Source organism: Mesorhizobium sp. LNJC391B00 (genome assembly GCF_000502535.1).
In the GTDB taxonomy this organism is placed as follows: domain Bacteria; phylum Pseudomonadota; class Alphaproteobacteria; order Rhizobiales; family Rhizobiaceae; genus Mesorhizobium.
The window spans coordinates 469,518-493,122 of record NZ_AYWI01000001.1 but is presented as its reverse complement, the minus strand read 5'-3'; the positions used below and the strand labels follow the sequence as shown (position 1 = coordinate 493,122).

The 23,605-nt window shown below is 63.6% G+C and carries 24 protein-coding genes and 1 pseudogene; 3 read left to right on the top strand and 22 right to left on the bottom strand.

All coding sequences use genetic code 11. The annotated features are described in order from the left end of the window. Positions 1 to 20 precede the first annotated feature (20 nt). A complete protein-coding gene (locus X750_RS1000000164035) occupies positions 21 to 185 on the top strand; it encodes a hypothetical protein (RefSeq protein ID WP_023669553.1) in 165 nt (54 codons plus the stop codon). Between the two features lie 42 nt (positions 186 to 227). On the opposite strand, the gene X750_RS160395 is transcribed toward X750_RS1000000164035, so the two are convergent. From X750_RS160395 to X750_RS160480, 18 genes are all read right to left on the bottom strand, one after another. Further along, positions 228 to 929: a tRNA (guanosine(46)-N(7))-methyltransferase TrmB gene (locus X750_RS160395; RefSeq protein ID WP_023688742.1), complete on the bottom strand. Its 702-nt coding sequence runs from the start codon at positions 927 to 929 to the stop codon at positions 228 to 230. 139 nt (positions 930 to 1,068) lie between these two features. Beyond that, on the bottom strand, positions 1,069 to 2,334 hold the full coding sequence (metK, locus tag X750_RS160400; RefSeq protein WP_023703481.1) for a methionine adenosyltransferase: 1,266 nt from the start codon (positions 2,332 to 2,334) through the stop codon (positions 1,069 to 1,071). Positions 2,335 to 2,556: 222 nt separating this feature from the next. Continuing rightward, a complete protein-coding gene (locus X750_RS160405) occupies positions 2,557 to 2,976 on the bottom strand; it encodes a helix-turn-helix domain-containing protein (protein WP_023669550.1) in 420 nt (139 codons plus the stop codon). Positions 2,977 to 3,113: 137 nt separating this feature from the next. Continuing rightward, positions 3,114 to 4,706 carry an apolipoprotein N-acyltransferase gene (gene lnt, locus X750_RS160410; protein ID WP_023746680.1) on the bottom strand — a complete coding sequence of 531 codons (1,593 nt, stop codon included), beginning with the start codon at positions 4,704 to 4,706 and terminating at the stop codon, positions 3,114 to 3,116. A 77-nt stretch (positions 4,707 to 4,783) separates the two neighbouring features. Continuing rightward, positions 4,784 to 5,254, bottom strand: coding sequence for a VOC family protein (locus X750_RS160415; RefSeq protein ID WP_023746679.1), 471 nt, complete (start codon positions 5,252 to 5,254; stop codon positions 4,784 to 4,786). A gap of 20 nt (positions 5,255 to 5,274) precedes the next feature. Next, positions 5,275 to 6,369 (bottom strand): hemolysin family protein, encoded by a 1,095-nt coding sequence (locus X750_RS160420; RefSeq protein ID WP_023682011.1) that lies wholly within the window; start codon positions 6,367 to 6,369, stop codon positions 5,275 to 5,277. A 28-nt stretch (positions 6,370 to 6,397) separates the two neighbouring features. Beyond that, positions 6,398 to 6,904, bottom strand: coding sequence for an rRNA maturation RNase YbeY (gene ybeY / locus X750_RS160425; protein ID WP_023711440.1), 507 nt, complete (start codon positions 6,902 to 6,904; stop codon positions 6,398 to 6,400). A gap of 17 nt (positions 6,905 to 6,921) precedes the next feature. Beyond that, entirely contained in the window at positions 6,922 to 7,998 is a 1,077-nt protein-coding gene (locus tag X750_RS160430) for a PhoH family protein (RefSeq protein WP_196813585.1), read from the bottom strand. Next, the gene (gene miaB, locus X750_RS160435) at positions 7,998 to 9,407 is read right to left on the bottom strand and encodes a tRNA (N6-isopentenyl adenosine(37)-C2)-methylthiotransferase MiaB (protein ID WP_023732445.1); all 1,410 of its coding nucleotides are present in this window, start codon (positions 9,405 to 9,407) and stop codon (positions 7,998 to 8,000) included. The genes X750_RS160430 and miaB overlap by 1 nt, the downstream gene beginning before the upstream one ends. A gap of 76 nt (positions 9,408 to 9,483) precedes the next feature. After that, positions 9,484 to 10,284, bottom strand: coding sequence for a lysophospholipid acyltransferase family protein (locus tag X750_RS160440; RefSeq protein WP_023699454.1), 801 nt, complete (start codon positions 10,282 to 10,284; stop codon positions 9,484 to 9,486). Between the two features lie 28 nt (positions 10,285 to 10,312). Next, positions 10,313 to 10,807 (bottom strand): N-acetyltransferase, encoded by a 495-nt coding sequence (locus tag X750_RS160445; protein ID WP_023732446.1) that lies wholly within the window; start codon positions 10,805 to 10,807, stop codon positions 10,313 to 10,315. Next, positions 10,807 to 11,484, bottom strand: a complete 678-nt coding sequence (gene tsaB / locus X750_RS160450; RefSeq protein ID WP_023746678.1) for a tRNA (adenosine(37)-N6)-threonylcarbamoyltransferase complex dimerization subunit type 1 TsaB — start codon at positions 11,482 to 11,484, stop codon at positions 10,807 to 10,809. The genes X750_RS160445 and tsaB overlap by 1 nt, the downstream gene beginning before the upstream one ends. Positions 11,485 to 11,591: 107 nt before the next feature. Next, on the bottom strand, positions 11,592 to 12,707 hold the full coding sequence (locus X750_RS160455) for a DUF1513 domain-containing protein (RefSeq protein WP_031242503.1): 1,116 nt from the start codon (positions 12,705 to 12,707) through the stop codon (positions 11,592 to 11,594). A 3-nt stretch (positions 12,708 to 12,710) separates the two neighbouring features. Next, positions 12,711 to 13,790 carry an imelysin family protein gene (locus X750_RS160460; protein WP_023732449.1) on the bottom strand — a complete coding sequence of 360 codons (1,080 nt, stop codon included), beginning with the start codon at positions 13,788 to 13,790 and terminating at the stop codon, positions 12,711 to 12,713. Further along, on the bottom strand, positions 13,790 to 15,379 hold the full coding sequence (locus X750_RS160465; protein WP_023732450.1) for a di-heme oxidoredictase family protein: 1,590 nt from the start codon (positions 15,377 to 15,379) through the stop codon (positions 13,790 to 13,792). The genes X750_RS160460 and X750_RS160465 overlap by 1 nt, the downstream gene beginning before the upstream one ends. 12 nt (positions 15,380 to 15,391) lie before the next feature. Then, a complete protein-coding gene (bfr, locus tag X750_RS160470; RefSeq protein WP_023669537.1) occupies positions 15,392 to 15,877 on the bottom strand; it encodes a bacterioferritin in 486 nt (161 codons plus the stop codon). Further along, positions 15,843 to 16,154: a (2Fe-2S)-binding protein gene (locus tag X750_RS160475; RefSeq protein ID WP_023669536.1), complete on the bottom strand. Its 312-nt coding sequence runs from the start codon at positions 16,152 to 16,154 to the stop codon at positions 15,843 to 15,845. Before X750_RS160475 ends, bfr begins: the two co-directional genes overlap by 35 nt. Before the next feature lie 59 nt (positions 16,155 to 16,213). Further along, a complete protein-coding gene (locus X750_RS160480; protein WP_023692591.1) occupies positions 16,214 to 17,506 on the bottom strand; it encodes an imelysin family protein in 1,293 nt (430 codons plus the stop codon). Between the two features lie 490 nt (positions 17,507 to 17,996). On the opposite strand from X750_RS160480, the gene X750_RS160485 reads away from it, so the two are divergent. After that, positions 17,997 to 19,250 (top strand): FAD-dependent oxidoreductase, encoded by a 1,254-nt coding sequence (locus X750_RS160485; protein WP_023696740.1) that lies wholly within the window; start codon positions 17,997 to 17,999, stop codon positions 19,248 to 19,250. Between the two features lie 122 nt (positions 19,251 to 19,372). On the opposite strand, the gene X750_RS160490 is transcribed toward X750_RS160485, so the two are convergent. Then, positions 19,373 to 20,650: a 4-aminobutyrate--2-oxoglutarate transaminase gene (locus tag X750_RS160490; RefSeq protein WP_023738174.1), complete on the bottom strand. Its 1,278-nt coding sequence runs from the start codon at positions 20,648 to 20,650 to the stop codon at positions 19,373 to 19,375. A 195-nt stretch (positions 20,651 to 20,845) separates the two neighbouring features. Here X750_RS160490 and X750_RS1000000164030 point away from each other — a divergent pair. Then, a pseudogene (locus tag X750_RS1000000164030) lies at positions 20,846 to 21,629 on the top strand (efflux RND transporter permease subunit); the annotation flags it as partial. Between the two features lie 12 nt (positions 21,630 to 21,641). Here X750_RS1000000164030 and X750_RS1000000164025 read toward each other — a convergent pair. The 3 genes from X750_RS1000000164025 to X750_RS160510 are packed head-to-tail and all read right to left on the bottom strand — an operon-like array spanning position 21,642 to position 23,601. Beyond that, the gene (locus X750_RS1000000164025; protein WP_023696743.1) at positions 21,642 to 21,980 is read right to left on the bottom strand and encodes a DUF2185 domain-containing protein; all 339 of its coding nucleotides are present in this window, start codon (positions 21,978 to 21,980) and stop codon (positions 21,642 to 21,644) included. Between the two features lie 38 nt (positions 21,981 to 22,018). Next, complete coding sequence (locus tag X750_RS160505) at positions 22,019 to 22,768, bottom strand: ABC transporter ATP-binding protein (protein WP_023669527.1); 750 nt, start codon at positions 22,766 to 22,768, stop codon at positions 22,019 to 22,021. Next, entirely contained in the window at positions 22,765 to 23,601 is an 837-nt protein-coding gene (locus X750_RS160510; RefSeq protein ID WP_023669526.1) for an ABC transporter ATP-binding protein, read from the bottom strand. The genes X750_RS160505 and X750_RS160510 overlap by 4 nt, the downstream gene beginning before the upstream one ends. Between the last annotated feature and the right edge of the window lie 4 nt (positions 23,602 to 23,605).

The following is a 23,605-nucleotide window of genomic DNA, read 5'->3' as shown; positions in this document are numbered from 1 at the left end:
GCGCGCGAAAGGTCAAGACAATGAGCAACCGTACCGTGTTTTCCGCCATAGGCGACGCCTTTGCCCTGTTCGGCAGCGCCGTTGCCGCCTCGCGGGCCGTCGAAGCCGGCCGCAAGCCGCGCGCCAACGATCTGCGCCGGCTCGGCATGGACCCGACCGCTTTCGGCAAGATCGGCCGTTTCTGAAGCCAGACCGGCTGTTGATGCGGGACACTTTCCCGCATCGAACTATTTTCTGATGAAGGTGAGATAGGCCGGCCGTCGGCCCTCGCGAATGGCTTTCGCCTCGTAGCGTGTGCCCGGCCAGCCTTCATAGGGCCGATGCCAGTCGGCCCCACCTTGCGCCTGCCAGAGGAGCGCGCCATGCGCCCGACAGTGCAACAAGGTCCAGTTCACATAGGTGTCGATGTCGGATGCGAAGCGGAATTTTCCGCCCGGCTTCAGCACGCGCGCGAACCGATCGAGGTTGAGCGGGCTGACGAAACGCCGCTTCCAGTGCTTTTTCTTCGGCCAGGGATCGGGGTAGAGCAGATCGATGCCGTCGAGCGACGCCTGCGGCAACCAATCGAGCAGGCGCGTGGCGTCGTCATCATAAACGCGAAGATTGGCAAGCGGCTTTTCCCGCACCGCCATCATCAGCTTGGCCATGCCGTTGACGAACGGCTCGACACCGATGAAGCCGGTCGCCGGTGCCTCCGTGGCACGGTGCAGCAGATGCTCACCGCCGCCGAAGCCGATTTCCAGCCGAACCGTTGAAACATCCGCTGAGAATAGCGCGCGCAATTCTGCCGGCGCCTGGACGGAGAGGTCGAGGCCATAGGCCCCAAGACCGCTTTCCAGCGCCGCCGCCTGCTGCGGGCGAATGGTCTTGCCGTGCCGGCGGCCGAAGAACCCTTCGGTCGCGCGGCTCCGCCTGTCCTGTGGATCCATGGCCTGGTCGCGCGCCGCGCTTAGATTGAGATGAGATTTGGGATTGAGATGAGATTTGGCTGAAATCTCATCTCAATCTAATCCTTTGTTGGAGCACGATCTTTTCCAAAAAACCGGTACCCACTTTTTCGAATCATGCCTAAGCAGCGATCGCGTCCTTGAGCGCCTTGGCCAGATCGGTCTTTTCCCAGGAGAAGGACCCGTCTCGGCCGGCCTTGCGGCCGAAATGGCCGTAGGACGAGGTCTTTGCGTAGATCGGCTTGTTGAGGTCGAGATGCCTGCGGATGCCGGATGGCGACAAATCCATCACCGTGCGCAGCGCTTCCTCGAGCTTGGCCTCGTCGACCTTGCCAGTGCCGTGCAGGTCGACATAGACCGACAGCGGCTGGGCAACGCCGATGGCGTAGGACAGCTGGATGGTGCAGCGGTCGGCGAGCTTGGCCGCCACTACATTTTTGGCGAGATAGCGCGCCGCATAGGCGGCGGAGCGGTCGACCTTGGTGGTGTCCTTGCCGGAGAAGGCGCCGCCGCCGTGCGGGGCAGCACCACCGTAGGTGTCGACGATGATCTTGCGGCCGGTCAGGCCGGCGTCGCCGTCCGGTCCACCGATGACGAACTTGCCCGTCGGGTTGATGTACCACATGCAATCGTCGGCGATCTTGAGGTCGCCGAGCGCCTCACGGATGTAAGGCTCAACGACCTTGCGGACCTTCTTGGAATCCCAGGTCGCGTCGAGATGCTGCGTCGACAGCACGATCTGCGTCGCTTCGGCGGCTTTGCCATCGACATAGCGAACGGTGACCTGGCTCTTGGCGTCGGGTCCGAGCTTGCCGGCTTCGCCGTTGTTTTCGTGACGGGCAGCGGCGAGCAGTTCGAGAATCTTGTGGCTGTAATAGATCGGCGCCGGCATCAGGTCCGGGGTCTCGCGGCAGGCATAGCCGAACATGATGCCCTGGTCGCCGGCACCCTCTTCGCCCTGGCGGTCGGCGGCGTTGTCGACTCCCTGGCCGATGTCGGGCGACTGGCCGTGCAGCAGAACCTCGATCTTTGCCGTCTTCCAGTGGAAGCCGGCCTGCTCGTAGCCGATTTCGCGGATCGCCTTGCGGGCGACCGACTTGAACTTGGCCGGGTTGACGACCGAATGCCCGGCGGCGTCCTTGAGCATGTTGCCGGCTTTGTCCCGCTTCAGCAGAGTATCAGGAACCCTTACTTCGCCGGCGATGACGACGCGGTTGGTGGTTGCGAGCGTCTCGCAGGCGACCCGGACTTTCCATGGGTCCATGCCGGTCTTCTTGGCCTCGCGATAGACCAGATCGACGATCTCGTCCGAGATGCGGTCACAGACTTTGTCGGGATGACCCTCGGCCACGGATTCCGAGGTGAAGAAGTAGTTCTGCCGCGTCACGGGTGTCCCCTCTTGAAAAAACGATCGGCAGGACTGCCGATTTTGGCGCGCCACGTGTTAACGGTGCCGGGCGCCGCTCGTCAAGCGGTGCCGCGGTTCTGGCATGAGTGCCGCAGCAATATATCTTGTACCACCGGCGGCTTGGCACCGCCGGCAGTCGAGCCTCTGGGCTACTCGGGCCCGGGGGATTACTGGGGCCAATGGGTCAATCGACCCACCGAATCACTCGGCATCTTCGGCAGAAAGGGACTTCACAAGGTCGATAATCCGGCGGCGCACCTTCACATCCGCGATCTTGACGAACGCGCGGTTGAGCTGAAGCCCTTCCGGACTGCCGCAGAATTCGACGGCGAAAGCCATCGAAGTGTCCTCGGCAAATCCTCTATTACCCACCGGCTCCTGCCCTGGCGCATCCTCGAAAAAGAAGGCGACAGGCACGCTGAGTATCGAGGCTATTGCCTGCAGACGGCTGGCGCCGACGCGGTTCGTTCCTTTTTCATATTTTTGGATCTGCTGAAACGTAATACCGAGATTTTCACCAAGCTTTTCCTGGCTCATTCCAAGCATATTGCGCCGAAGGCGGACGCGACTTCCGACATGGATGTCGATCGGATTCGGTTTCTTCTTGTTTTCTTCTGTCATTTTTTCCTCGCCGAATTTTTCCGGCCTTTTCTATTTTTCTCGCCCAAACGAAGCCGGAGCCAACTGCCCCAACAGAAACACCAACCGACTTCGAGAAAATTAGGCGGTAACAGTATGAGTTTCTAATGTGTCGACTGTCAATTCACCCGTAGCCGTTGCCTTACGTTCAAGCTGAGGGCGATTGCGGCAAACACCAACATGATCAGCATTCCGTTAATGCGCCGCCCCGCGGCGGAGATGAAGGCTTGGCCGGAGATCGGCACCCGCACGTCGATGGCGCCACGTGCATCGACCGCCAATGCGTCGACGATGCGTCCCCGCGTATCGACAACGGCGGAAATGCCGTTGTTGGCGGCGCGCAACAGCGGCAATCCGTTTTCCACCGCGCGAATCTGAGCCTGCCTGAAATGCTGGTACGGCCCGGGCGTGTCGCCGAACCATGCGTCGTTGGTGACGTTCACAATAAGCTGGGATGACGTTGCGTCAACAGCCACAAGATCAGGAAAGATCACCTCGTAGCAAATAAACGGCAAGGCGCTGATGCCGCCGGGCAAAGCGATCGGATGGCGCTCGTTGCCGGCGGCGAAATTCATCGGCCCGGCGACGAGCTGTCCGATGCCGAAGCGGCTGAGCAGACCGGAAAACGGCAGATACTCGCCGAACGGCACCAGATGGACCTTGTCGACGGCATCAGCGATTTCGCCCTTGTCATCGATCGCCACCACCGAATTGTAGTAGCGGCTGTCGGCATCCGCCCCCGATCCGCGCTCCTCGCGCACGACGCCGGCAATCAGCATCTGACCAGGCTGCAGCATGTCGCCGAGCGCGGTCAGCGCGTCCGGACGCTCGGTGAACAGGAACGGTACCGAGGTCTCCGGCCACAGGATCAACTGCGGTTTGTCATGACCGGGGTCGGGCGCTGCGGCCGACAGGCCCATCATCGTGGCGAAGATGCGGTCGCGCACCGAGGCGTCCCATTTTTCGCTGAGGTCGACATCCGGTTGCACGATACGGACATCGAGAGTGCGGGTTGCCGGCTTGTCGGGGGTCGCGAGCCTGACATAGCCGAAGCCGGCATGGGCGGCGACGAGAATGGCAAGCAGGACCACACCGAGACGGACATGCCGGCGTGCTGCAAGCAAGGCCGGCATGGCGAAGACAAAGACCGCCAGCGCGTTCATGCCGACCATGCCGGTCACCGACACGCTTTGCATCAACAGCGGCACGGGCATCGCCGCATAACCGACGGCATTCCAGGGAAAGCCGGTGAACAGGAAGCCGCGCAGCCATTCCGTCAGGCCAAAAGCAAAGGCAAGGGCGGCAATGCGGCCAATGTCGTTGGTCCATAACAGCCGCGCGACGACGGTGGCGAAGCCGTAGAAAAATGCCAGCGCCAAAGGAATGCCGACGACCGCGAAGGGTAAGGCCCAGGCGAAACTGTCGGCCTCGACCAGAAGCGCCTCACCGATCCACCACAGGCCGGCGAGGAAATAGCCGAAGCCGAACCACCAGCCGATGGCAAAAGTCGGCCGCAGGCGCCTGAGCCAGCCGTCGGAAGCCTGGCCGGTGGCGCCGTCGAGCAGCCAGACCAGCAGTGGAAACGAGACGAAACAGACGGCGAAGAAATCGTAAGGCGCCTGGGCGAGCACCGCCAGCGCCCCGGCAAGAAACGCCACCAGCGCGCGCCGCCAGCCCCAAAGCAGAATTATCCGGCCGGCAAGGCGCTCCATACAGACTTCCCAGGTCGCGCGAATCAGGAGCCAAGATTTATCAGATTTATTGAAACGCGAACCGGCCGATCGCTGCGCTATCGGTGCCATCCCTCGATGGTGAGCCCGCTCAGGTGCTCGGCCTCCTCGCGCGGCACGGTGCGCAAGGTCTGGGTGAAGGTCCAGACATGGCCTTCGGGGTCGCGCGCCCGATACTGCCGTTCGCCGTAGAAATGGTCGGCAGGCTCCTCGACGATTTGGGCTCCAGCCGCCATTGCCCGCTCACAATGCACGTCCAGGCCGTCTTTCAGACGCACACAGACCGACTGAGTGTTCTTGCCGCCGACGCTTACCGGACTGGCAATATGATCGGCCCATTCGGAATCGACGATGATGTAGCCGTCGCCAAAGCGCATTTCGGCATGGACCAGCCGTCCGTCGGCGTCGCTGACCACCATGCTCGGCTCGAAGCCGAAGGCCGTTTCGAGCCATTTCAATGCGGCTGGCGGGTCCTTGTAGAAGACACCCGAGCCAAAGGTTGAGTGCTTGAAGGGATCGTCGATCGTCATCGGCCGGGCAACGTTCTGTCCTAGGCCTGCTCGGTGCGGGGGGCGGTCACGCGGCGGCGACGCTCGCCCTTCTGGTTCTGGACGATGCGCACCCGCTTGACGCGGCGCGGATCGGCGTCGAGCACGTGGAATTCGAAGCCGGGGATGGCTTGCACAACCTCACCACGCGCGGGCACGCGGCCCAGCGTGTTGAAGATCATGCCGCCGATCGTGTCGACATACTCGCCATGCTCGCCGGCGGTAAAGTCCTCGCCGATCATCTTGGCGACCTCGTCGATCTCGGCCTTGCCGTCGACGACGAATACGCCCTCGCCGGTCTGGGTGATCAGCGGCTCGTCCTCGTCATGCTCGTCCTCGATATCGCCGACGACCATCTCGACGATGTCTTCCAGCGAGGCGAGACCATCGGTGCCGCCATATTCGTCGATGACCAGCGCCATCTGGGTTCGCGTCGTCTGCATATGGCCCATCAGGTCGGAGGCAAGCATCGATGGCGGCACGAAAAGCACCGGGCGGATCAGATTGAGGTCGCCGATGGTGCGGCCGAGATCGACCTGGGCGAGGTCGAGAAGCGTCGTTGCCGGCGTCTTCCTGGATGTTCTGCCCTTCTTGACGCGGGCAACCTTGGTGATGTGGGCCAGCACGTCGCGGATGTGAACCATGCCGCGCGGATCGTCGAGCGTCTCGGAATAGACCGGCATGCGGGAATGGCCGGACTGCTCGAACAGACCGAGCAGATCGCCCAACGTCGTGGTGATCTCGACGGCCTCAATATCGGCGCGCGGCACCATGACGTCCTCGACGCGTACCTCGCGCAGGCGCAATATGTTGTTGAGCATGGCGCGTTCGCCAGGCGAGAAAGACCCGGCATCGCTGGTCGTTTCGGCAAGCGCGCCGGCGATTTCCTCGCGCAGGCTGGTGCCGTTCCGCTGCCTGAAAAGGCCCAAGACGCGGTCGAACAGGGACGGACCGGCAGGCGATGGCTCGCTGGCAATGCTACCAGAAGCAGGGCTGCCGGAACTGGGACTCGGACTCGATCCCTCTTCCGTCGTATCGGAAGGCTTTGTCGCACTGCCAGCCTCGGGGCGGGCGGCAGTTTCTGGTTTGTCGTTCATCGTCGTCCGGTCAATTGGTCTTTTGTCATTACGTGTAGGGATCGGGAATGGCAAGCCTTGCGAGCGCCGAGCGCTCGATGGCTTCCATCTCCTCGGCCTCTGCATCGGTCTCGTGATCGTAGCCCAGCAAATGCAGCAGGCCGTGGACGACGAGATGGGTGATATGGTTCTCGAAGGGCTTGTCTTCCAGGGCGGCTTCGCGCGCCACCGTCTCGGCGGCCAGCACGATGTCACCCAGCATGGGCGGCAGCTTGCCACCCCTGGGGAACGGAAAAGCCGGGAAAGACAAGACGTTGGTCGCCTTGTCCTTGCCGCGCCAGCCGGCATTGAGGGTACGGATATGGGCATCGTTGGAAAAGACGATGCTGAGTTCGGAAGGACCGGCAGCAGCGGTTTCGGCAAAGGCAGCCGACACGGCGCGATCGACCAGACGCGTCAGCGCCGCCTCATCGGGCCAGTCGCCGGCCTCGACCGACATATCGATCTCGACGGGAACCGAACTGTCCCCGCCGCCAGGTCTTATGTCTTCAGGCATGAGCCCGCATCGTCACATCAGCTCTCGGCGCCGAGGCCGCGTGCCAGCTTGGCGTCGCGGTCATAGGCCCTGACGATTTCGGCCACCAGCGGGTGGCGCACAACGTCGACATCGTTGAAGCGCACGGTTACCGCGCCGGCCACGCCGTCAAGGACACGCAAGGCTTCGACGAGGCCCGACTTGGTGCTTGGAGGCAGATCGATCTGCGTCGGATCGCCGGTGACGATCATGCGCGAATTCTCGCCGAGGCGGGTCAAAAACATCTTCATCTGCATCGGCGTGGTGTTCTGCGCCTCGTCGAGGATGACGGCGGCATGCGCCAGCGTGCGGCCGCGCATGAAGGCCAGCGGCGCGATTTCGATGACCTCGGCAGCGATAGCACGTTCGACCTTGTCGGCCGGCATCATGTCGTAGAGCGCGTCATAGAGGGGCCGCAGGTACGGATCGACCTTTTCCTTCATATCGCCGGGCAGAAAACCCAGCCGCTCGCCGGCCTCGACCGCTGGGCGTGACAGGATGATGCGCTCGACCATGCCGCGTTCGAGCAGCATCGCCGCATGCGCCACCGCCAGATAGGTCTTGCCGGTGCCGGCGGGGCCAATGCCGAAGACAAGTTCCGAACGCTCCAGCGCCCGCATATAGGCGTCCTGGTTGAGCGAACGGGCATAGATCGTCTTCTTGCGGGTGGAGATCTGGGCGGCCGAAACCTTGCCCTTGCGTTCCAGCGTCGGCAGCGTCAGCTGGTCGTCGGCGGCAATCGCCATGCGCACGGCGCCATCGACGTCGGACTGGCCGATATCGGTGCCCTTCTGGAGAATGCCGTAGAGATTGTCGAGTGCGCGGCGCGCCTGTTCGGCCGCCGAGGCCGAGCCCTTGATGGTCAACTGGTTGCCGCGCGAGCGGATGTCGACGCCGAGCTTCTGCTCGAGCCGGGCCAGGTTCTCGTCGAACTGGCCGTACAGGGCGCTGGCAAGCTTGTTGTTGTCGAAAGTCAGAACGATGTGCGCCATGTCAGAGGCCCCGGATGTCTGGTTCTGGGGCAGAGTCTTCACTTCAGCAGCGCTCAACCGTCTCTCCTCATCTGCCGAGGCCATCAAACCAACTCGGCGAACAGGCTATTGTAGCCCGTCTTCGTGATTCGCACCCGGATAATGTCACCGATTTCCCCGGCCTTTTCATCAACAATAACCGGCTGCAGCCAGGGCGAGCGGCCGACCTTCTGGCCGGCCTGACGGCCGGGTTTCTCGATCAGCGTGTCGATGGTGCTGCCGACCAGGCCCAAGCCGAAATCCTGCTGCTGCTTGAGCAACAATGCCTGCAGCTGTTGCAAACGTTCATCCTTGACCGCTTCCGGCACGTGATCGGGCATATCGGCGCCCGGCGTGCCGGGACGCGGCGAATATTTGAACGAGAAGGCCGAGGCGTAGTTCACCTGGCGCACCAGACCCATCGTGGCCTCGAAATCCGCCTCGGTTTCACCGGGGAAGCCGACGATGAAGTCACCGGACAGCGCGATGTCGCCGCGTGCAGCGCGGATGCGCTCGAGCAGCGCCAGATAGTCCTTGGCCGTGTGCCTGCGGTTCATCGCCTTGAGGATGCGGTCTGACCCGGATTGCACCGGCAGGTGCAGATAAGGCATCAAAGCCGGGAGATCGCGATGGGCAGCGATCAATTCGTCGTCCATGTCGCGCGGATGGCTGGTGGTGTAGCGCAGCCGCGCCAGGCCAGGAATTTCGGCCAGCCGGAACAGCAGGCGACCAAGCCCCCATTCCATGCCATCCTCACCCTTGCCGTGCCATGCATTGACGTTCTGCCCCAGCAGCGTCACCTCGCGCACACCGGCATCGGCCAGCCGCTCGGCTTCGGCGACGATCTGCGCCACCGGCCGCGACACTTCCGAGCCCCTGGTATAGGGCACGACGCAGAAGGTGCAGAATTTGTCGCAGCCTTCCTGCACCGTGAGGAAGGCGGTGACGCCGCGCTTGATCATTTCGGCGCGCTTCGGCTGCGGCAGATGCTCGAACTTGTCCTCGATGGCGTATTCGGTCTCGACGATCTTCTCGCCGCCACGCACCCGGGCCAGCACATCGGGCAGCCGGTGATAGGTCTGCGGGCCGATGACCAGATCGACAGCAGGCGAACGGCGGATGATTTCCGCGCCTTCGGCCTGCGCGACGCAACCGGCGACGCCGATCAGCATTTCGCGCCCAACTGCTGCGCGTTCAGCCTTCATGTCGCGGATGCGGCCGAGCTCGGAATAGACCTTTTCCGCCGCCTTCTCCCTGATATGGCAGGTGTTGAGCAGCACCAGATCCGCGTCGGCGATGACATCGGTCGCGGTGTAGCCGTCGGCGGCCAGCGCATCGGTCATGCGCTGTGAGTCATAGACATTCATCTGGCAGCCATAGGTCTTGACGAAGACCTTTTTGGCCGGGGCGGACGCCGCAGCAGCGCTTTGCGAGGCGCTGTCGGTTTCGTTCCGTTCTATCGTGTTCAAATCCATCCGGCGGCTTCTAACGCCTTTCCGTGACAAAAAACAGACGATTCTCGGGCATCGGCCTGTAGGCGCTCGGCCTGCGCTAGCGGCTCGGTCGGGGATCGGCGAGCGCGGCCTGCATCATGGCGCGCACCTTGCTTTCCATCATCCTCGACGTTTCCTTGCGGTTCGAGCCCTTGGAAAAGGCGATGGGCTCGCCGAAATGCACCTCGACGTCAATGGCGCCTTCGGCCATCAGCACCTTCAGATGCGGCATCAGGTCCTGATCGCCGATCCAGGCAGCGAGCGGCCGGTGGCGACGGCCGAGAGGCACGCCGTGCACCCGCGTGTAGGCAATCGCCAGCGGCTGGATGAAGACCTGCTCGGCCGCGCCTTCCGAAATCGCCATCGAGGCGGCGCCGAACAAGGTGCTCTTGAACGGCAGGATGGTGTTGCCGTCGCCGGTAGAGCCCTCGGCAAACAGCACCATGGCGTCGCCCTTGGCCATGCGGCTGGCGATCTCGCTGGCCTGGTCGCCAGCTGTCCGCTTGCGCTCGCGTTCGATGAAGACCGTACGCTGCAGTTTCGACAGCCAGCCGATCAGCGGCCATCCCTCCATGTCCGCCCGGGCGATGAATGTCACATCGGCAAAGGAGCCCAGCACCATGATGTCGGTCCAGGAGATATGGTTCGAGGCGACCAGCAGCGGGCGCTGGCTGGACAGTGCGCCTTTGACATGGATGCGCAGGCCGAGCGTCCGGACGATGAGGCTGTGCCAGACCTTCAGAATGACCGTCTCGCGCCAGATTCCGGTCTTCATCGACAGCAGCTGCAAAGGCACAAGGACCAGCGAACCGACGACAACGAGGCTCAGCGCCAGGAAAATCCTGATTTTTCCGATCATGCAGCTTGGCCCTGCCCCAAAACTTTGGCTAGCGAAGATCGCGGCGCATGACAAGCGCGCCGGTAGGACCATGTTCGGTCGAGCGGTAATAATTGGCGCGGTGGCCGACCTGGCGGAAGCCCAGCCGCCGGTAGAGGGCGATGGCAGCGACATTGGTCTCGTCGACCTCAAGGAACAGCGCCTCGGCGCGCTGCGCATGCAGTTCGCGCAGCACGGCGTCCATCAATTGCCAGCCGAGCCCCTGGCGGCGATGCGAGCGCGCCACCGCCACGGTCAGAATCTCGCCCTCGCCGGCTGCAAGCCTGGCCAGCACGAAGCCGACCGGCGGCTTGGCGCCCTGGCCGATTTCGCGCGCGGCATAGCCGAACACGGTTTCCTGTTCGAGCAACGCGGCGAACTCGCCATCGGTCCAGGACCGGACGAAATCCTCGCGATGCAGCACCGACGCTGCCGGGCTGTCGGCGATGGTCAGCGGCTCGAGCGCATAGTCCCTGCGGCGCGGCTGGAGGAAAGGGATGCGCATCACTTTTCCTGTCTCAACAGGATGAACCCGGCCTGCGCCTTGGCATCGGCGCCGCGCAGATAGAGTGGCTTCGGCCTGTCGCCCTCACCTTTTGCAGCGGCGAGCCGGGCGTAGACGGCAATGTCGGCGGTGGCAGCCGTCGGGCCGATATCGAAATCGCGACCGGCCGCGGCTGCGATCTGCACGGCGGCCGTGCCGGCAAGCACCGGACGATTGTCCGCCGCCATTCCCGCGGCTTGGGCAAGTGTGGTCACAGCCGGACCATAGCGCAAAATCGCTTCCGCATCGTAAAACGCGGCATGGATCTCCTCGCGGCCTGCATCGAGAGCGGCCAGGATCGGGCGGCCGGGAAATGCCGCCCTCGCCTCGGCCGCCAGCGCCTCCAGTGTCGTTACCCCGATCGCCGGGATCTTCAGCGCCAGCGCCAGGCCGCGCGCCGCCGAGACGCCCACCCGCAGGCCGGTGAAGGAACCCGGACCGATGGAGACCGCAACGGCGCCAAGGCCGGCATAATCGGTGCCGTCCGCTTTCAACGCTTCGTCAATGACAGCCATCAGGTGTTCGGCGTGGCCTTTGCCGAGATCGAGTACCGAGCGGCCGAGCTCTCTGTCGCCCGATGCGTCATAGACGCAAGCGGCGCAGAGATTGGCGGCACAGTCGATGGCGAGCAGTTTCATGGGCGACCGGTTCGAAAAACAGTCTCCCTCTGCCCGCCACGGCGCGCCGCCGCAAGAGCCAGCGCGTAAATTGTTAAGCGGCTTCGCTTCGGTGCAGGCCGGACGGCTTACGCCGCCGGCGCGATGCGCAGCATGTGGTTGTCCCAGACATAGTCGGGCTCGGAGCGCGTCGCGCCGCTGCCTTCGATGATTTCGCCGGCACCCGTGGTTGCCATGAAGCCCGGGCCGTCGGGCGCCAGGCCGCAGACCTCGACCAGCGCCTTGGTGGCGACGATCTTGCCGCTGGCGGCGTCGATGACGGCCAGCGAATTGCCTTCCGGCGAAGACACCGCGACCGTGCCGGCAATCGGGTTGGCGGCGACCGAGCCGATGTAATTCCGGAAGCCGGATAGCACGTCCTGCCGCATGTCGAGCAGTTGCAGCCCCTTGCCGCGCGTGGCGCGGCCGACCAGCGGAGGCCGCTCGGTGCCCGGCCCGCGGTACTGGCAGCCGAACCAGATGGTGCCTGTGGGGTCGGCATCCATGTGGCGAATCGACAGCTGGTGCAGAGCCGGCGGCAGTTCGTGCTTTTCGATGAGATAGCCGGTTGTGCGATCGACCAGCACATAGGACGGCTTCATGGTGGCGATGTTGAGCTCGGCGCGGCCATAGTCGGGATGGGTCTCGATGCCGCCATTGGCGATGGCGATCGACCGGCCGTCTCCGAGCAGCAAGAGCTCATGCGGCCCCATGCCATAGGTCGGAAACTCGCCGATGCGGCTGAACTTGGCCCGTGCGTCGTAGATCCCGACGACGCCGGCGGCATTGTCGAAATTGTTTTCGGTGGCGTAAAGCAGCGCGCCGTCGGTGGAAAACACACCGTGGCCGAAGAAATGCCGACCGGTGATGCTGGCGATGGTCAGCGGCGGCTCGCGGCCGGCATGGTCGAAGACCACGGCGAAGGTGCCGGGTTGCCGGGCGAAGACCACGGAGCGCTTCGAGACCGGATCGAAGGTGACGTCGTGGCCACGGTCGGGCAGGTCGATCGCATGCAATACTTTTCCGGCTTCGGACAACACAGCGGCGCCAAAGCTGCCGTCGCGCTTGACGAAGGCGGTGGCAAAGACGGCATCGGCGGCAAGCGTGTCCGCCCAGGCCCGCGGCGCCATTGACGCGACGAAGCCGGCGCCGGCAGCTCTGAGAAAATCGCGGCGGTCCATCAGCGGCTTGCGTGTCGCAACCATTGGTCAGTCCCCGTCCAGTGACGAAAAGCCGGCGGTCAGGCCGAACTCGGCGGTTAGCCGGGTGCCGATCAAGCCCGACAGGCTGGAGGTGATCAGCGCGAAATGTTCGAGTTTTCCGCGCTCCGCGGGATCGGCCAGCGTCTTGTCGATCCGACCCTGGATGGATTTGGCAGTGGCAACGCCATTGATGAGCTGGATATGGATGGATTCCGCCATCCATCTGCTATCCTCGGGCAGCGCGTCGCCGAGCTTCGAGGCCTGGAACAGCGCATCAATGCCGGAGAGGTTGCCGGCTAATGACAGGCCGGTGTTTTGCGACCGCCAGTAGATCGCTTGCCTTGGCTTGTCAGCCTCCGGCTTGGCGCCGAAAAAACCTTTGAGGCGCACGTCGCGGACCATTTCCAGCTCGTTGATGAAGACGCCGACCAGTTCGGTCACCGCTTCGGTGCCGTCGCGGTAAAGCGCATTGTCGGGTCCGGGATTAGCCCACGAGGCTGCAAAACCGTCCGGTTTTTTCCAGGCCGCGTCGACATCGGCCGCCATGGTCTCGATGTTCTTGGCGACTGCCGCGCCATAGGCGCAGCGATAGGGCTCGTCCTTGCCGACGAGCGTCTCGGCGCCGTCGCCGTAAAGCACGAACTCAAGCGCCCCTAATCCCTGCATCGCGACACTCTTGCCCGCCAGCTGCGCCGGATCGGTGGCGGTCGGATCCTTGCCGGCCAGCGCCGCCTGCACCTGCTTCAGGCCGATGCTCTTTCGGTCCGGCCAGTAGAGCATGCGCTCCAGCCGGTTGTTCTCCTTGATTGGCCCGAAGCCGATGATTTCAGCCGACGACCAGGCTGCGACCGTGGCCGAGAATCCGGCATGCGCGGCATCGAGGTTGCCCTGCGACGGCGCCTGGCAGAGCGCGTCCATGGCCTTCGCCAAGGTGCCGGCATGGCCATGCAGGCTGGCATAGGCGGGGCGGACAAATCCGTCGATCGCTCTTTGAATGACATCGGAGGCTTTCACCGAGGCCGATGCCGGGGACGCACCGAACAGAGCCAATGGGAGGAGTAGAACAGGCAAAACCCGCTTGAGCATCAGAATGACTCCAGGAATTTGATGAGAGCATCGCGGTCGGCCGTATTGGCGGCGGCAAAGCGATCGCGCGCCTTCTGCCCCTCGCCGCCATGCCACAGGATCGCTTCGGTAAGCGTGCGCGCACGCCCGTCATGCAGGAAGAAAGCGTTGCCGTTGACGGTCTTTGTCAGGCCGATGCCCCATAGCGGCGGGGTGCGCCATTCACTGCCCGTGGCATCGCCCACCGCCTGGCCGTCGGCAAGGCCAGGCCCCATGTCGTGCAGCAGAAAGTCGGAATAGGGCCAGATCAGTTGGAACGCCTGCGCCTTGTTCCCGCGCATGGTGACGAATTTCGGCGTATGGCAGGCAATGCAGCCCATCTCGTAGAACAGCTTCTTGCCGGCGAGCACGGCGGGTGCGCCGACATCGCGCCGCGCCGGCACCGCAAGGTTCTGTGAATAGAAGGTGACGAGGTCCATCACCGGTGGTGGCGCCTCGACCGGGCCGAGCCGCTTCTGCACGCCATTGGGCATGGCTAAGCAGGCCTCTTCGGCTGCGGTGCAATCGCCCCAGTGGCTGGGCTCTTCCGGCGTCGAAATGCCGATATCGCCGGCAAAGGCGTCCGCCGCCTGCTGGCGGATCGATGCGGTCTGCGCCTTCCAACCGAAGCGGCCAAGCGTCAGTTGCCCGCTGCTGAGGTCACGCACCATGTTGGGCTTGCCGGAAATGCCGTCGCGGTCGTCGGGATCGGCATGGGCAAGGATGTCGGCCGGCGCGATCTGTTCGATCAGGCCAAGGCCGATCATGGGCGGGGTCAGACGTGGCGACAGCGTGGTGCGCGGGTCAAGCGGGCCGTAGCCAAGCCCGTCGAGCGAATAGCTCGGCTTGCGCAGCGAAACGATGCTACCGTCGCCGAGCGTGACCTTTTCCTCGCGATAATCGACATACATGCGGCCTTCGCCCTTGAGGCCGGGCACCGCCAGTTCCTGCAACTGCGCGCCGTAGACCGGATCGGGGAAGTTCAGCACCTTGTGCACGGCAATCTCGGCTTTTTCCTCGGCCGTGCTCGCATCGCGCGCCAGCCGCAGGAACATCGACGTGGTGCGGCGGTCGGCGGCCGGCGGTCGGCCGCGGCCATCCTTCAAATGGCAATTCTGGCAGGCGCGCTCGTTGAACAGCGGTCCGAGACCATCCGAGGCCTGGGTCGAGGATGGCGACGACACCCAGTTCTTGCGGAAAAGCGCATTGCCGAGCTTGAAATTGCCCTGTTCCTCGAAGGTGATGTTTTCAGAGGGTTGCGAGAAGGCGTCGCGGTTGACCTGCTTGCGCGACGTGCCGGCGCCGCCTTGCATCGTTTCGAAGGATTCGGGCTTGGAGAAATCCTGGGTTGGCCTGGTAACGGCAAGGACGCGGGACCGGTCCTTCGGCGTCAGGTCGGTGCGGCTCGTGGCGAGGCCGACCGGTTCCGACGATCCGGCCAGGGCCGGGGCCAAAATTGCCGCCAGGGTTACAACCGAAAGCCCGCGAAAGGCCTGATATCGCGGGTTTTTGAGGAGCAGCGGGCCGGCGGCCCGCCGCAAGCGGCGCAGAATATCTATGGGGCGCCGCATTCCTGCATGGTCCTATTCCGCCTCGTCCGCCGATGCGGCGTTGAGCTGGCCGTATTTTTCCTCGCCGATCGAGGCAAGGAGGTCGAGCTGCGTCTCGAGGAAGTCGATGTGACCTTCCTCATCCGCCAGCAATTCCTCGAACAGCTTCATCGTCACGTAGTCGCCGGCTTCGTTGCAGATCTCGCGCGAACGCTTGTAGGCGGTGCGTGCGTCATATTCGCCGGCGAGATCGGATTCGAGCACTTCCTTGACGTTCTGGCCGATGCGCAACGGCGCCACGGACTGCAAATTGGGATGCCCTTCGAGGAAGATGATACGGGCCACCAGCCGGTCGGCATGGTGCATCTCCTCGATCGATTCGGCGCGTTCCTTCTTTGCCAGCTTGGCATATCCCCAATCTTCGAGCAGGCGGAAATGCACCCAGTATTGATTGACGGCGCCAAGCTCCAGGAACAGAGCCTCGTTAAGCCGCTCGATGATCTGCGGTTCGCCTTTCATGGATTCTGCTCCCATATTGGACGCGCAGGCCTCTGACGCGATCCAGGTGTGAAACGATGTCCACGCCGCTCGCCTCCGAACGGGTGTGGTAATTTTCGGTGACCCGAATGATCGTTTCGACCACATTTGGGAAGCAGCCGCAACAGCGACCGCGCTTTTGCATCGTGTGATAGACCTTCGCCGGCACGATCAGTTGCCAGGGGTCCTGATCCAGCAGATCGACGATCGTCTGCTCAATCTCCTTTTCGGTGATGATGTTGCAATGGCAGATCAGCATGGATTGGCTCTGGCTGACGGCGCCCCTCCGCGCCGTTTGGCTGGTAGTTGGTTGGGGTGCTACTTGAACACCTTGTCCGGTGCGTCGAGGCTGTCGGACCCCTCGAAGGCTATGTTGTTCAGGTTCAGCGCGCCGACGGCGCGTTCGATCGACTTGGTCTGGTCGACCAGCGCGTCGATTGCCGCCTGCACGGTAGCATTGCCTTCGGTGTTGCCCTCGGCGATCTGCTGGTCGTAGGCCTCGCCGGCCACTTCCCGCGCCTTGATCGCCTCCATCTTGGCGACCGAGACATCGAGCTTGTCGGACAGTTCCTTGTCGATCGCCGGATCGGCCGCCTTGACCATATCGTGCACCGACGGGCCTGAAACGACGGTGCCGTCGATGCGCGTGTAGCTGGCGAGATAGGCGGCGCGGATGCCGATGGCGTCATAGAGATGCGAGTTGTAGGTATTATCCGAGAAGCAGTCGTGCTCCTCTTCGGGATCGTGCAGCAGCAGGCCGAGTTTCATGCGCTCCCCGGCCAGTTCGCCGTAGGACAGCGAGCCCATGCCGTTGAAGATCACCGAGATAGCGGTGTTCGGCTGGCCATCGACGAGGTTCTTGCGGGCGGCGCCGTCTTCCTTCCAGTTGCCGACCATCTCCTGCAGGTCGGAGACCAGAAGATCGCTGGCCGACTTCAGATACTCGGCCCGGCGATCGCAATTGCCGCCGGTGCAGTTCTTGAGGTCGTAGTCGGTGTACGGACGCTCGCCGGCGCCCGGGCCGGTGCCGTGCAAATCCTGGCCCCAGAGCAGGAATTCGATGGCGTGATAACCGGTGGCGACATTGGCCTCGATGCCGCCGGCCTCCTGCAGCGTGCCGGCGAGGAACTCCGGCGAAAGCTTCGAGGCGTCGACCTTCTTGCCGTCGATCTCGATGTCCTTGTTGGCGATGACATTGGCGGTGTAGAGCGCGTTGGCGTCGGACTCGGTGCCGTAGCTCTTGGCGACGTAGTCGATCAGGCCTTCGTCGAGCGGCCAGGAGTTCACCTTGCCTTCCCAGTCGTCGACGATCTTGTTGCCGAAGCGGTAGACCTCGGTCTGCTGGTAGGGCACGCGCGACGCCTTCCAGGCATCGCGGGCGGCATTCAGCGTGTCCGCCGACGGGTTGGCAAGCAGCGCGTCGACAGCCTTGTCGAGCGCCTGCGCCGTGGTCAGCGAATCCTCGTACTTGGCCAGCGCGATGTCGGAATAGGTCTTGATGACCGCCTTGGCATCGATCTCCGCCGCCTTGGCCGGCAGGATGAAAACCGCCGCCGTCAACATAGCCGTGGCACCGATCGCAGCCAGTCTGCCGCCATATCGCGCTGTCATCATCAGTCTCCAGTTCAAAGGGGATTCGGTAAAAGGCGCGCGTGCCAAACGGTGCCGGGACATAGGCATGCCGTAGGACACCACAGATGCCGCGCCGCTCTGCGGCTCACGGGAGAAAGACACCAAATGCCTCCAATCGAACGGGTTCAAGGCCCAAACATCAAAGGGATGCGCTGACGCGCGAGCCTCCATAAAACGATGGCGAGGCCGGAAGTCAACTGGTGAACCCTAGAAAATTCAATTGAAACAACAGTTTAGAATTATTCTAAACTAGCACTATCAACTTTAAATCGTAGCCAGCAGCCAAGGTGAGAGACGCCGCGATTGACAAGCGACCGTTCCGGGTGCGACCCGGACCGGGGCTCTTGCGACGGCGGCAGACAATCGCCATCTGGCGGAACGGCTCACAATCAAAGCATGATGTCGTCCGAAAACCGCTTCACACTTTTCGGCATCATGCTCCAGATTTGAAACAGGAATTCGGGTTGCGATGAAGAACGGGGTCGTCATTGTCGGTGCGGGTCATGCGGGCGTGCAAGCGGCCGCCAGCCTGCGCGAGGAAGGCTATGACGGGCCTGTCATACTGATCGGCGACGAAACCGATCTGCCCTATCACAAGCCGCCGCTGTCGAAGACCTTCATCAAGGACGCCGATGCCAAGCCGCAACCCTTGCGCGGCGAGGCCTTTTACACCGGCAGCGCCATCGACTTCAGGCCGGGCGTCCGAATCGACAGCATCGATACGGCAGGCCGCAAGCTGGACATAGCGGGCGGCGGCGTGCTGCCGTTCGACCGGCTCATCCTGGCCACCGGTTCGCGGCCGCGGCTTCTGCCGCTGCCGGGCGCCGACCTCTCGGGCGTGCTGTCGCTGCGCTCGATCGCCGATGCGCGGCTGATCCGCGCGCTCAGCGCCCAAAGCGAAGACGTGGTCATCCTCGGCGGCGGCTTCATCGGGCTGGAGATCGCGGCAACGCTGAGGGCCGCCGGCCGCAACGTCACCCTGGTCGAGGCTGTCGACCGGCTGCTTGGCCGCGCCGTGGCGCCGGTGGTGGCGAGCCATGTCCGCCAACGGCTGGAGGCGATCGGCGTGCGTATCCTCACCGGCACCACCATTGCCAGGCTGGAAGGGGAAAACCGCCATGTCTGCGCTGCCATCACCTCCACCGGCGAAAGGCTGCCCGCGCGCATGGTCATCGTCGGCATCGGCGCCGTGCCGAATGTCGAACTTGCGCAGGCTGCCGGACTGACTGTCGCCAATGGCATCCGCGTCGACCAACAGATGCGCACCTCAGTGCCTGATATTCTGGCCATCGGCGACGCCGCTTCCTACCGCCACTGGTCGACCGGCGGCGACGTGCGGCTGGAATCGGTGCAGAACGCCACCGACCAGGCGCGGCTTGCCGCACGCACGATCACCGGCCATACGGACGCCTATGCGGCGGTGCCGTGGTTCTGGTCTGACATCGGCGACATGAAACTGCAGATGGTCGGGCTGACCTCGGGCGGCGACAGCCATGTCGTGCTGGGCGACCTCGCTGAGAACAAGTTCTCGATCTACCACTATGCTGGAAGCCGGCTGCTCGGCATCGAATCCGTCAACAGGCCGGGCGACCATATGCTGGGCCGCAAGATGCTCGGGGCCGGGTTTTCGCCGATGGCGCAGACGATTGCTGAGGGACCTGACGGGCTGAAGGCTGCACTGGCAGCGTTCCAGCAGGATGAGCCGGCACGGGCTGCGGGCTAGACGCACTTACCCTCCCCCTTGTGGGGAGGGTCGCTGCGAAGCAGCGGGGTTGGGGTCGGCGCGAGGCCCCCCACCCGGACCTGCGGTCCGACCTCCCCACAAGGGGGAGGTAGGGTTTTGCGCTAGGCAGCGCAGACTTCGCGGATCGAGCTTTCCAGAATGTCGAGCGCCTCGTTCATGACATTGTCCTGGATGGTGATCGGAGCCAGGAAACGGATGACGTTGCCGTAGACGCCGCAGGTCAGCAGGATCAGCCCCTTGTCGAGCGCCTTCAGCCGGATCGCATTGGCGATCTCGGCCGACGGCAGGCCCCTCTTGACGTCGTTGAGCTCGACCGCGTTCATGAAGCCGAGACCCCTGATGTCGACAATCTCGGGCACATCGTCGCGGATCGACTGCAGCCGCTGTTTCAGCCGGGCGCCCAGCGTATTGGCGCGGTCGCACAGCTTTTCGTCCTCGATTACGTCGAGCACGGCGTGTGCTGCGGCGACACCGATCGGGCTGCCGCCATAGGTGCCGCCGAGCCCGCCAGGACCGGGCGCATCCATGATCTCGGCGCGGCCGGTGACCGCCGCCAGCGGGAAGCCGCCGGCCAGGCTTTTCGCCATGGTGGTAATGTCGGCCGCGACCTCATGATGATCCATGGCGAACATCTTGCCGGTGCGGGCAAAGCCGGTCTGCACCTCATCGGCGATCAGCAGCATGCCGTGCTGGTCGCAGAGCTTGCGCAGCGCCGTCAGGAATTCGCGCGGCGCGTCGTAGAAGCCGCCCTCGCCCTGGACCGGCTCGATGATGATGGCGGCAACGCGAGCCGGATCGACATCGGCCTTGAACAGTTTGTCGAGTGCGACCAGCGAATCGGCTGTAGACACGCCGTGCAGCGGCACCGGAAACGGCGCGTGGTAGACGTCGCCCGGCATGGCGCCGAAGCCGACCTTGTAGGGCACGACCTTGCCGGTCAGCGCCATGCCCATGAAGGTGCGGCCGTGGAAGCCGCCGGCAAAGGCGATGACGGCTTGGCGGCCAGTGGCGTTGCGGGCGATCTTGATGGCGTTCTCGACCGCTTCAGCACCCGTAGTGACGAAGATGGTCTTCTTCTCGAACTTGCCGGGCAGCATGCCGTTCAGCCGTTCGGCCAGCCTGACATAGCTCTCATAGGGCACGACCTGGTGGCAGGTATGGGTGAAGCGGTCGAGCTGTGCCTTGACCGCCTCGATCACCCTGGGATGGCGGTGGCCGGTGTTGACGACGGCGATACCGGAGGAGAAATCGATGTATCGGCGGCCTTCTACATCCCAGATCTCCGAATTCTCGGCGCGGTCGGCATAGATCTGCGTCGTCATGCCGACGCCGCGCGAGATCGACTGGTTCTTGCGCTCAGAAATGGCTGCGTTCTTCATTTCGTCCCTCATCGGGCCGACGCCCGTTCTCGTTAGATGAATGCCAAGGCCTCTTCTGACCTTATTTCACGTTTTCCTCAAGTTGGCACCGCCGCCGGGCGATTGGGCCTGTCGTCGATGCGGGCCACTTCGACAGACCGGTCTTAACCAGCCGACCGATACACGTACGGGGCAGTCCGTGACAGCTCACCCGTCACCGGGAACGGCGAAGCGATCCCGCTCGCCGCGGTGGCGAACTTCCGCTACGACCTCGAACAGCCGACGGTGTGGCGGCGCAACCGCATCCCGACGATCACCGTTCGCGCAGGCCTCGTTGGCGACGTGCTGCCGGCCACCGTCGTCAACGAATTGAAGCCGTCGGTCGACGCCTTCATCGCCAAACTGCCGCCCGGCTATTCCGTTGCAACCGCCGGCTCGGTCGAGGAAAGCGCCAAAAGCCAGGGACCGATCGCAGCGGTGGTGCCGCTGATGCTGTTCGTGATGGCGACCATCCTGATGATCCAGTTGCAAAGTTTTCAGCGCCTGTTCCTGGTCGTGGCGGTGGCGCCGCTCGGCCTGATCGGCGTGGTCGCGGCCCTGGTGCCGAGCGGCGCACCGCTCGGCTTCGTCGCCATTCTGGGCGTCCTGGCGCTGATCGGCATCCTGATCCGCAACTCAGGTGATCCTGATCGTGCAGATCGAGGATCTGGTGGCCGAGGGCCAAGACCGCTGGGAAGCCGTGATCGAAGCGACCGAGCACCGCATGCGGCCGATCGCGCTGACGGCCGCGGCCGCCAGCCTAGCGCTGATCCCGATCGCGCGCGAAGTGTTCTGGGGCCCGATGGCCTACGCCATGATGGGCGGCATCATCGCCGGCACGGCGATCACGCTGCTGTTCCTGCCGGCGCTTTATGTGACGTGGTTCAGGATCAAGGAGCCTGAGCAGGGGGACGAACCATCTGTTCCGGAGAACGGCGAACTGGCGCAAGACCCCGCTTAAGGCTTTGCCGGATCATTCGTTATCGTTAGAGGGTTCGGGGCGCGATTTCGCTCGCTGCCATGGCGATGATTTTGACGTCCGCCAAGCATGCCAGCCTTTTGGCAAGTCGGCCAATGCCAGGATGCTTTCATCCTGCTGCACCACCTCTTGCAGGCCAACGAGCATTATCTCGCGTTCATCCCAATCTCGAGAGTCGCTGCTATAGAATTGCCAACTGCCCCCTTCATCGTTGTAGTTCTCGTCATCGTCAGCTTCATGCACAACGTATGCGATCCAGTCGCCCCGTTTGAATATGCTCTTGTCCGATAGCACCGCGACATTGGGCGGATCTGCAAACTTCCATTCTTCCATGGAATTCCCCAAGCGATTATTCTGCGGAAGAAACTAGTTCACGCCGTCCGAACAAACCCCTCGCTCGCCCTAAGCAAATTGCGTGTGTAATCCTTCTCCACGCGGTGCCCGATCAGCTGGCCCGCCGTCAGGTTCTCCACCGCTTCGCCATTCTGCATCACCATCAGGCGCTCGCACATATGGGTGATGATGGCGAGGTCGTGGCTGACCATCAGGAAGGTCAGCTTGCGCCGACGGCGAACCTCTTCCAGCAGGTTGAGCACTTCCGCCTGCACCGAAGCGTCGAGCGCCGAGGTTGGTTCGTCGAGCAGCAGGATCGACGGTTCGAGGATGAGCGCCCGCGCGATCGCCACGCGCTGACGCTGACCGCCGGAGAGCTGGTGCGCGTAGCGGAAACGGAAACCGTTGCCTAATCCGACCTCGTCGAGGGCGCGCTGGATGCGTTGCTCGCCATCGGCAAAGCCGTGAATGGCGAGCGGCTCCTGTAGCAGGCGGTCGACGGTCTGACGCGGGTGCAGCGAACCATAGGGGTCCTGGAAGACCATCTGCACTTCGCGATAAAAAGCCTTGTCGCGGCGCGCTCCCAGCGTCTTGCCATTGACCGTGATAGTACCGGATGCGACAGGCACCAGGCCGGCAATGGCTTTGAGCAGCGTCGACTTGCCGGAACCGCTCTCGCCGACCAGGCCGAAGGATTCGCCGGACTTCACCTCGAGGTTCGCCCCTTTCAGCGCGCGAAAACGGTCGAACACCACCTCCAGCCCTTCAATCGAAATGGCTGGCGTCATGCCGCCCACTCCGGCTTGCGGTCGAGCACCGGCAGCGGGTGGCGTTCGTAACCGATCCTGGGCATGCAGTTGAGCAGGCCGCGCGTGTAGGGATGCTGGGCGTCGCGCAGCTCCGACGCCTTGAGCTGCTCGACCACCTTGCCGGCATACATGACGATGACGCGGTCGCAGAAGGAGGCGACCAGCCGCAGATCGTGCGAGATGAAGATCAGACCCATGCCGCGCTCACTGACCAAGCGGTCGAGGATGCCGAGCACATCGAGCTGAACGGTGACGTCGAGCGCCGAGGTCGGCTCGTCGGCGATCATCAGTTCCGGTCCGGCGATCAGCATCATTGCGATCATGGCGCGCTGGCCCATCCCGCCGGACACCTCGTGCGGATGCAGGTCGAAGACACGCGAGGGATCGCGGATCTGCACAGCTTCCAGCATGGCCAGCGCCCGCTCGCGCGCTTCGGCCTTGGAGACCTTTTCATGCGTGCGCAGCGTCTCGACGATCTGGCGGCCGATGCTCATCACCGGGTCGAGCGAATATTTCGGATCCTGCAGGATCATGGCGATGCGTTTGCCGCGCAGCGCCCGGCGCTGGCGGGCGGGTATGTCCAAAAGATCGATGCCGTCCAAGGCGAGCTTCTTGGCCGAAACCAGAGCCTGCGGCGGCGTCAGCCCCATGATGGCGCGGCCGGTCTGCGACTTGCCGGAGCCGCTTTCGCCGACAATGCCCAGCCGCTCTCGGCCGAGCGAGAAGGTGACGCCGCGCACCGCCTGGATGAGGCCGGTCCGAGTCGGGAAGGTGACGCGCAGGTCGTCGACATCGAGAAGTGCACCGCTCATTGGT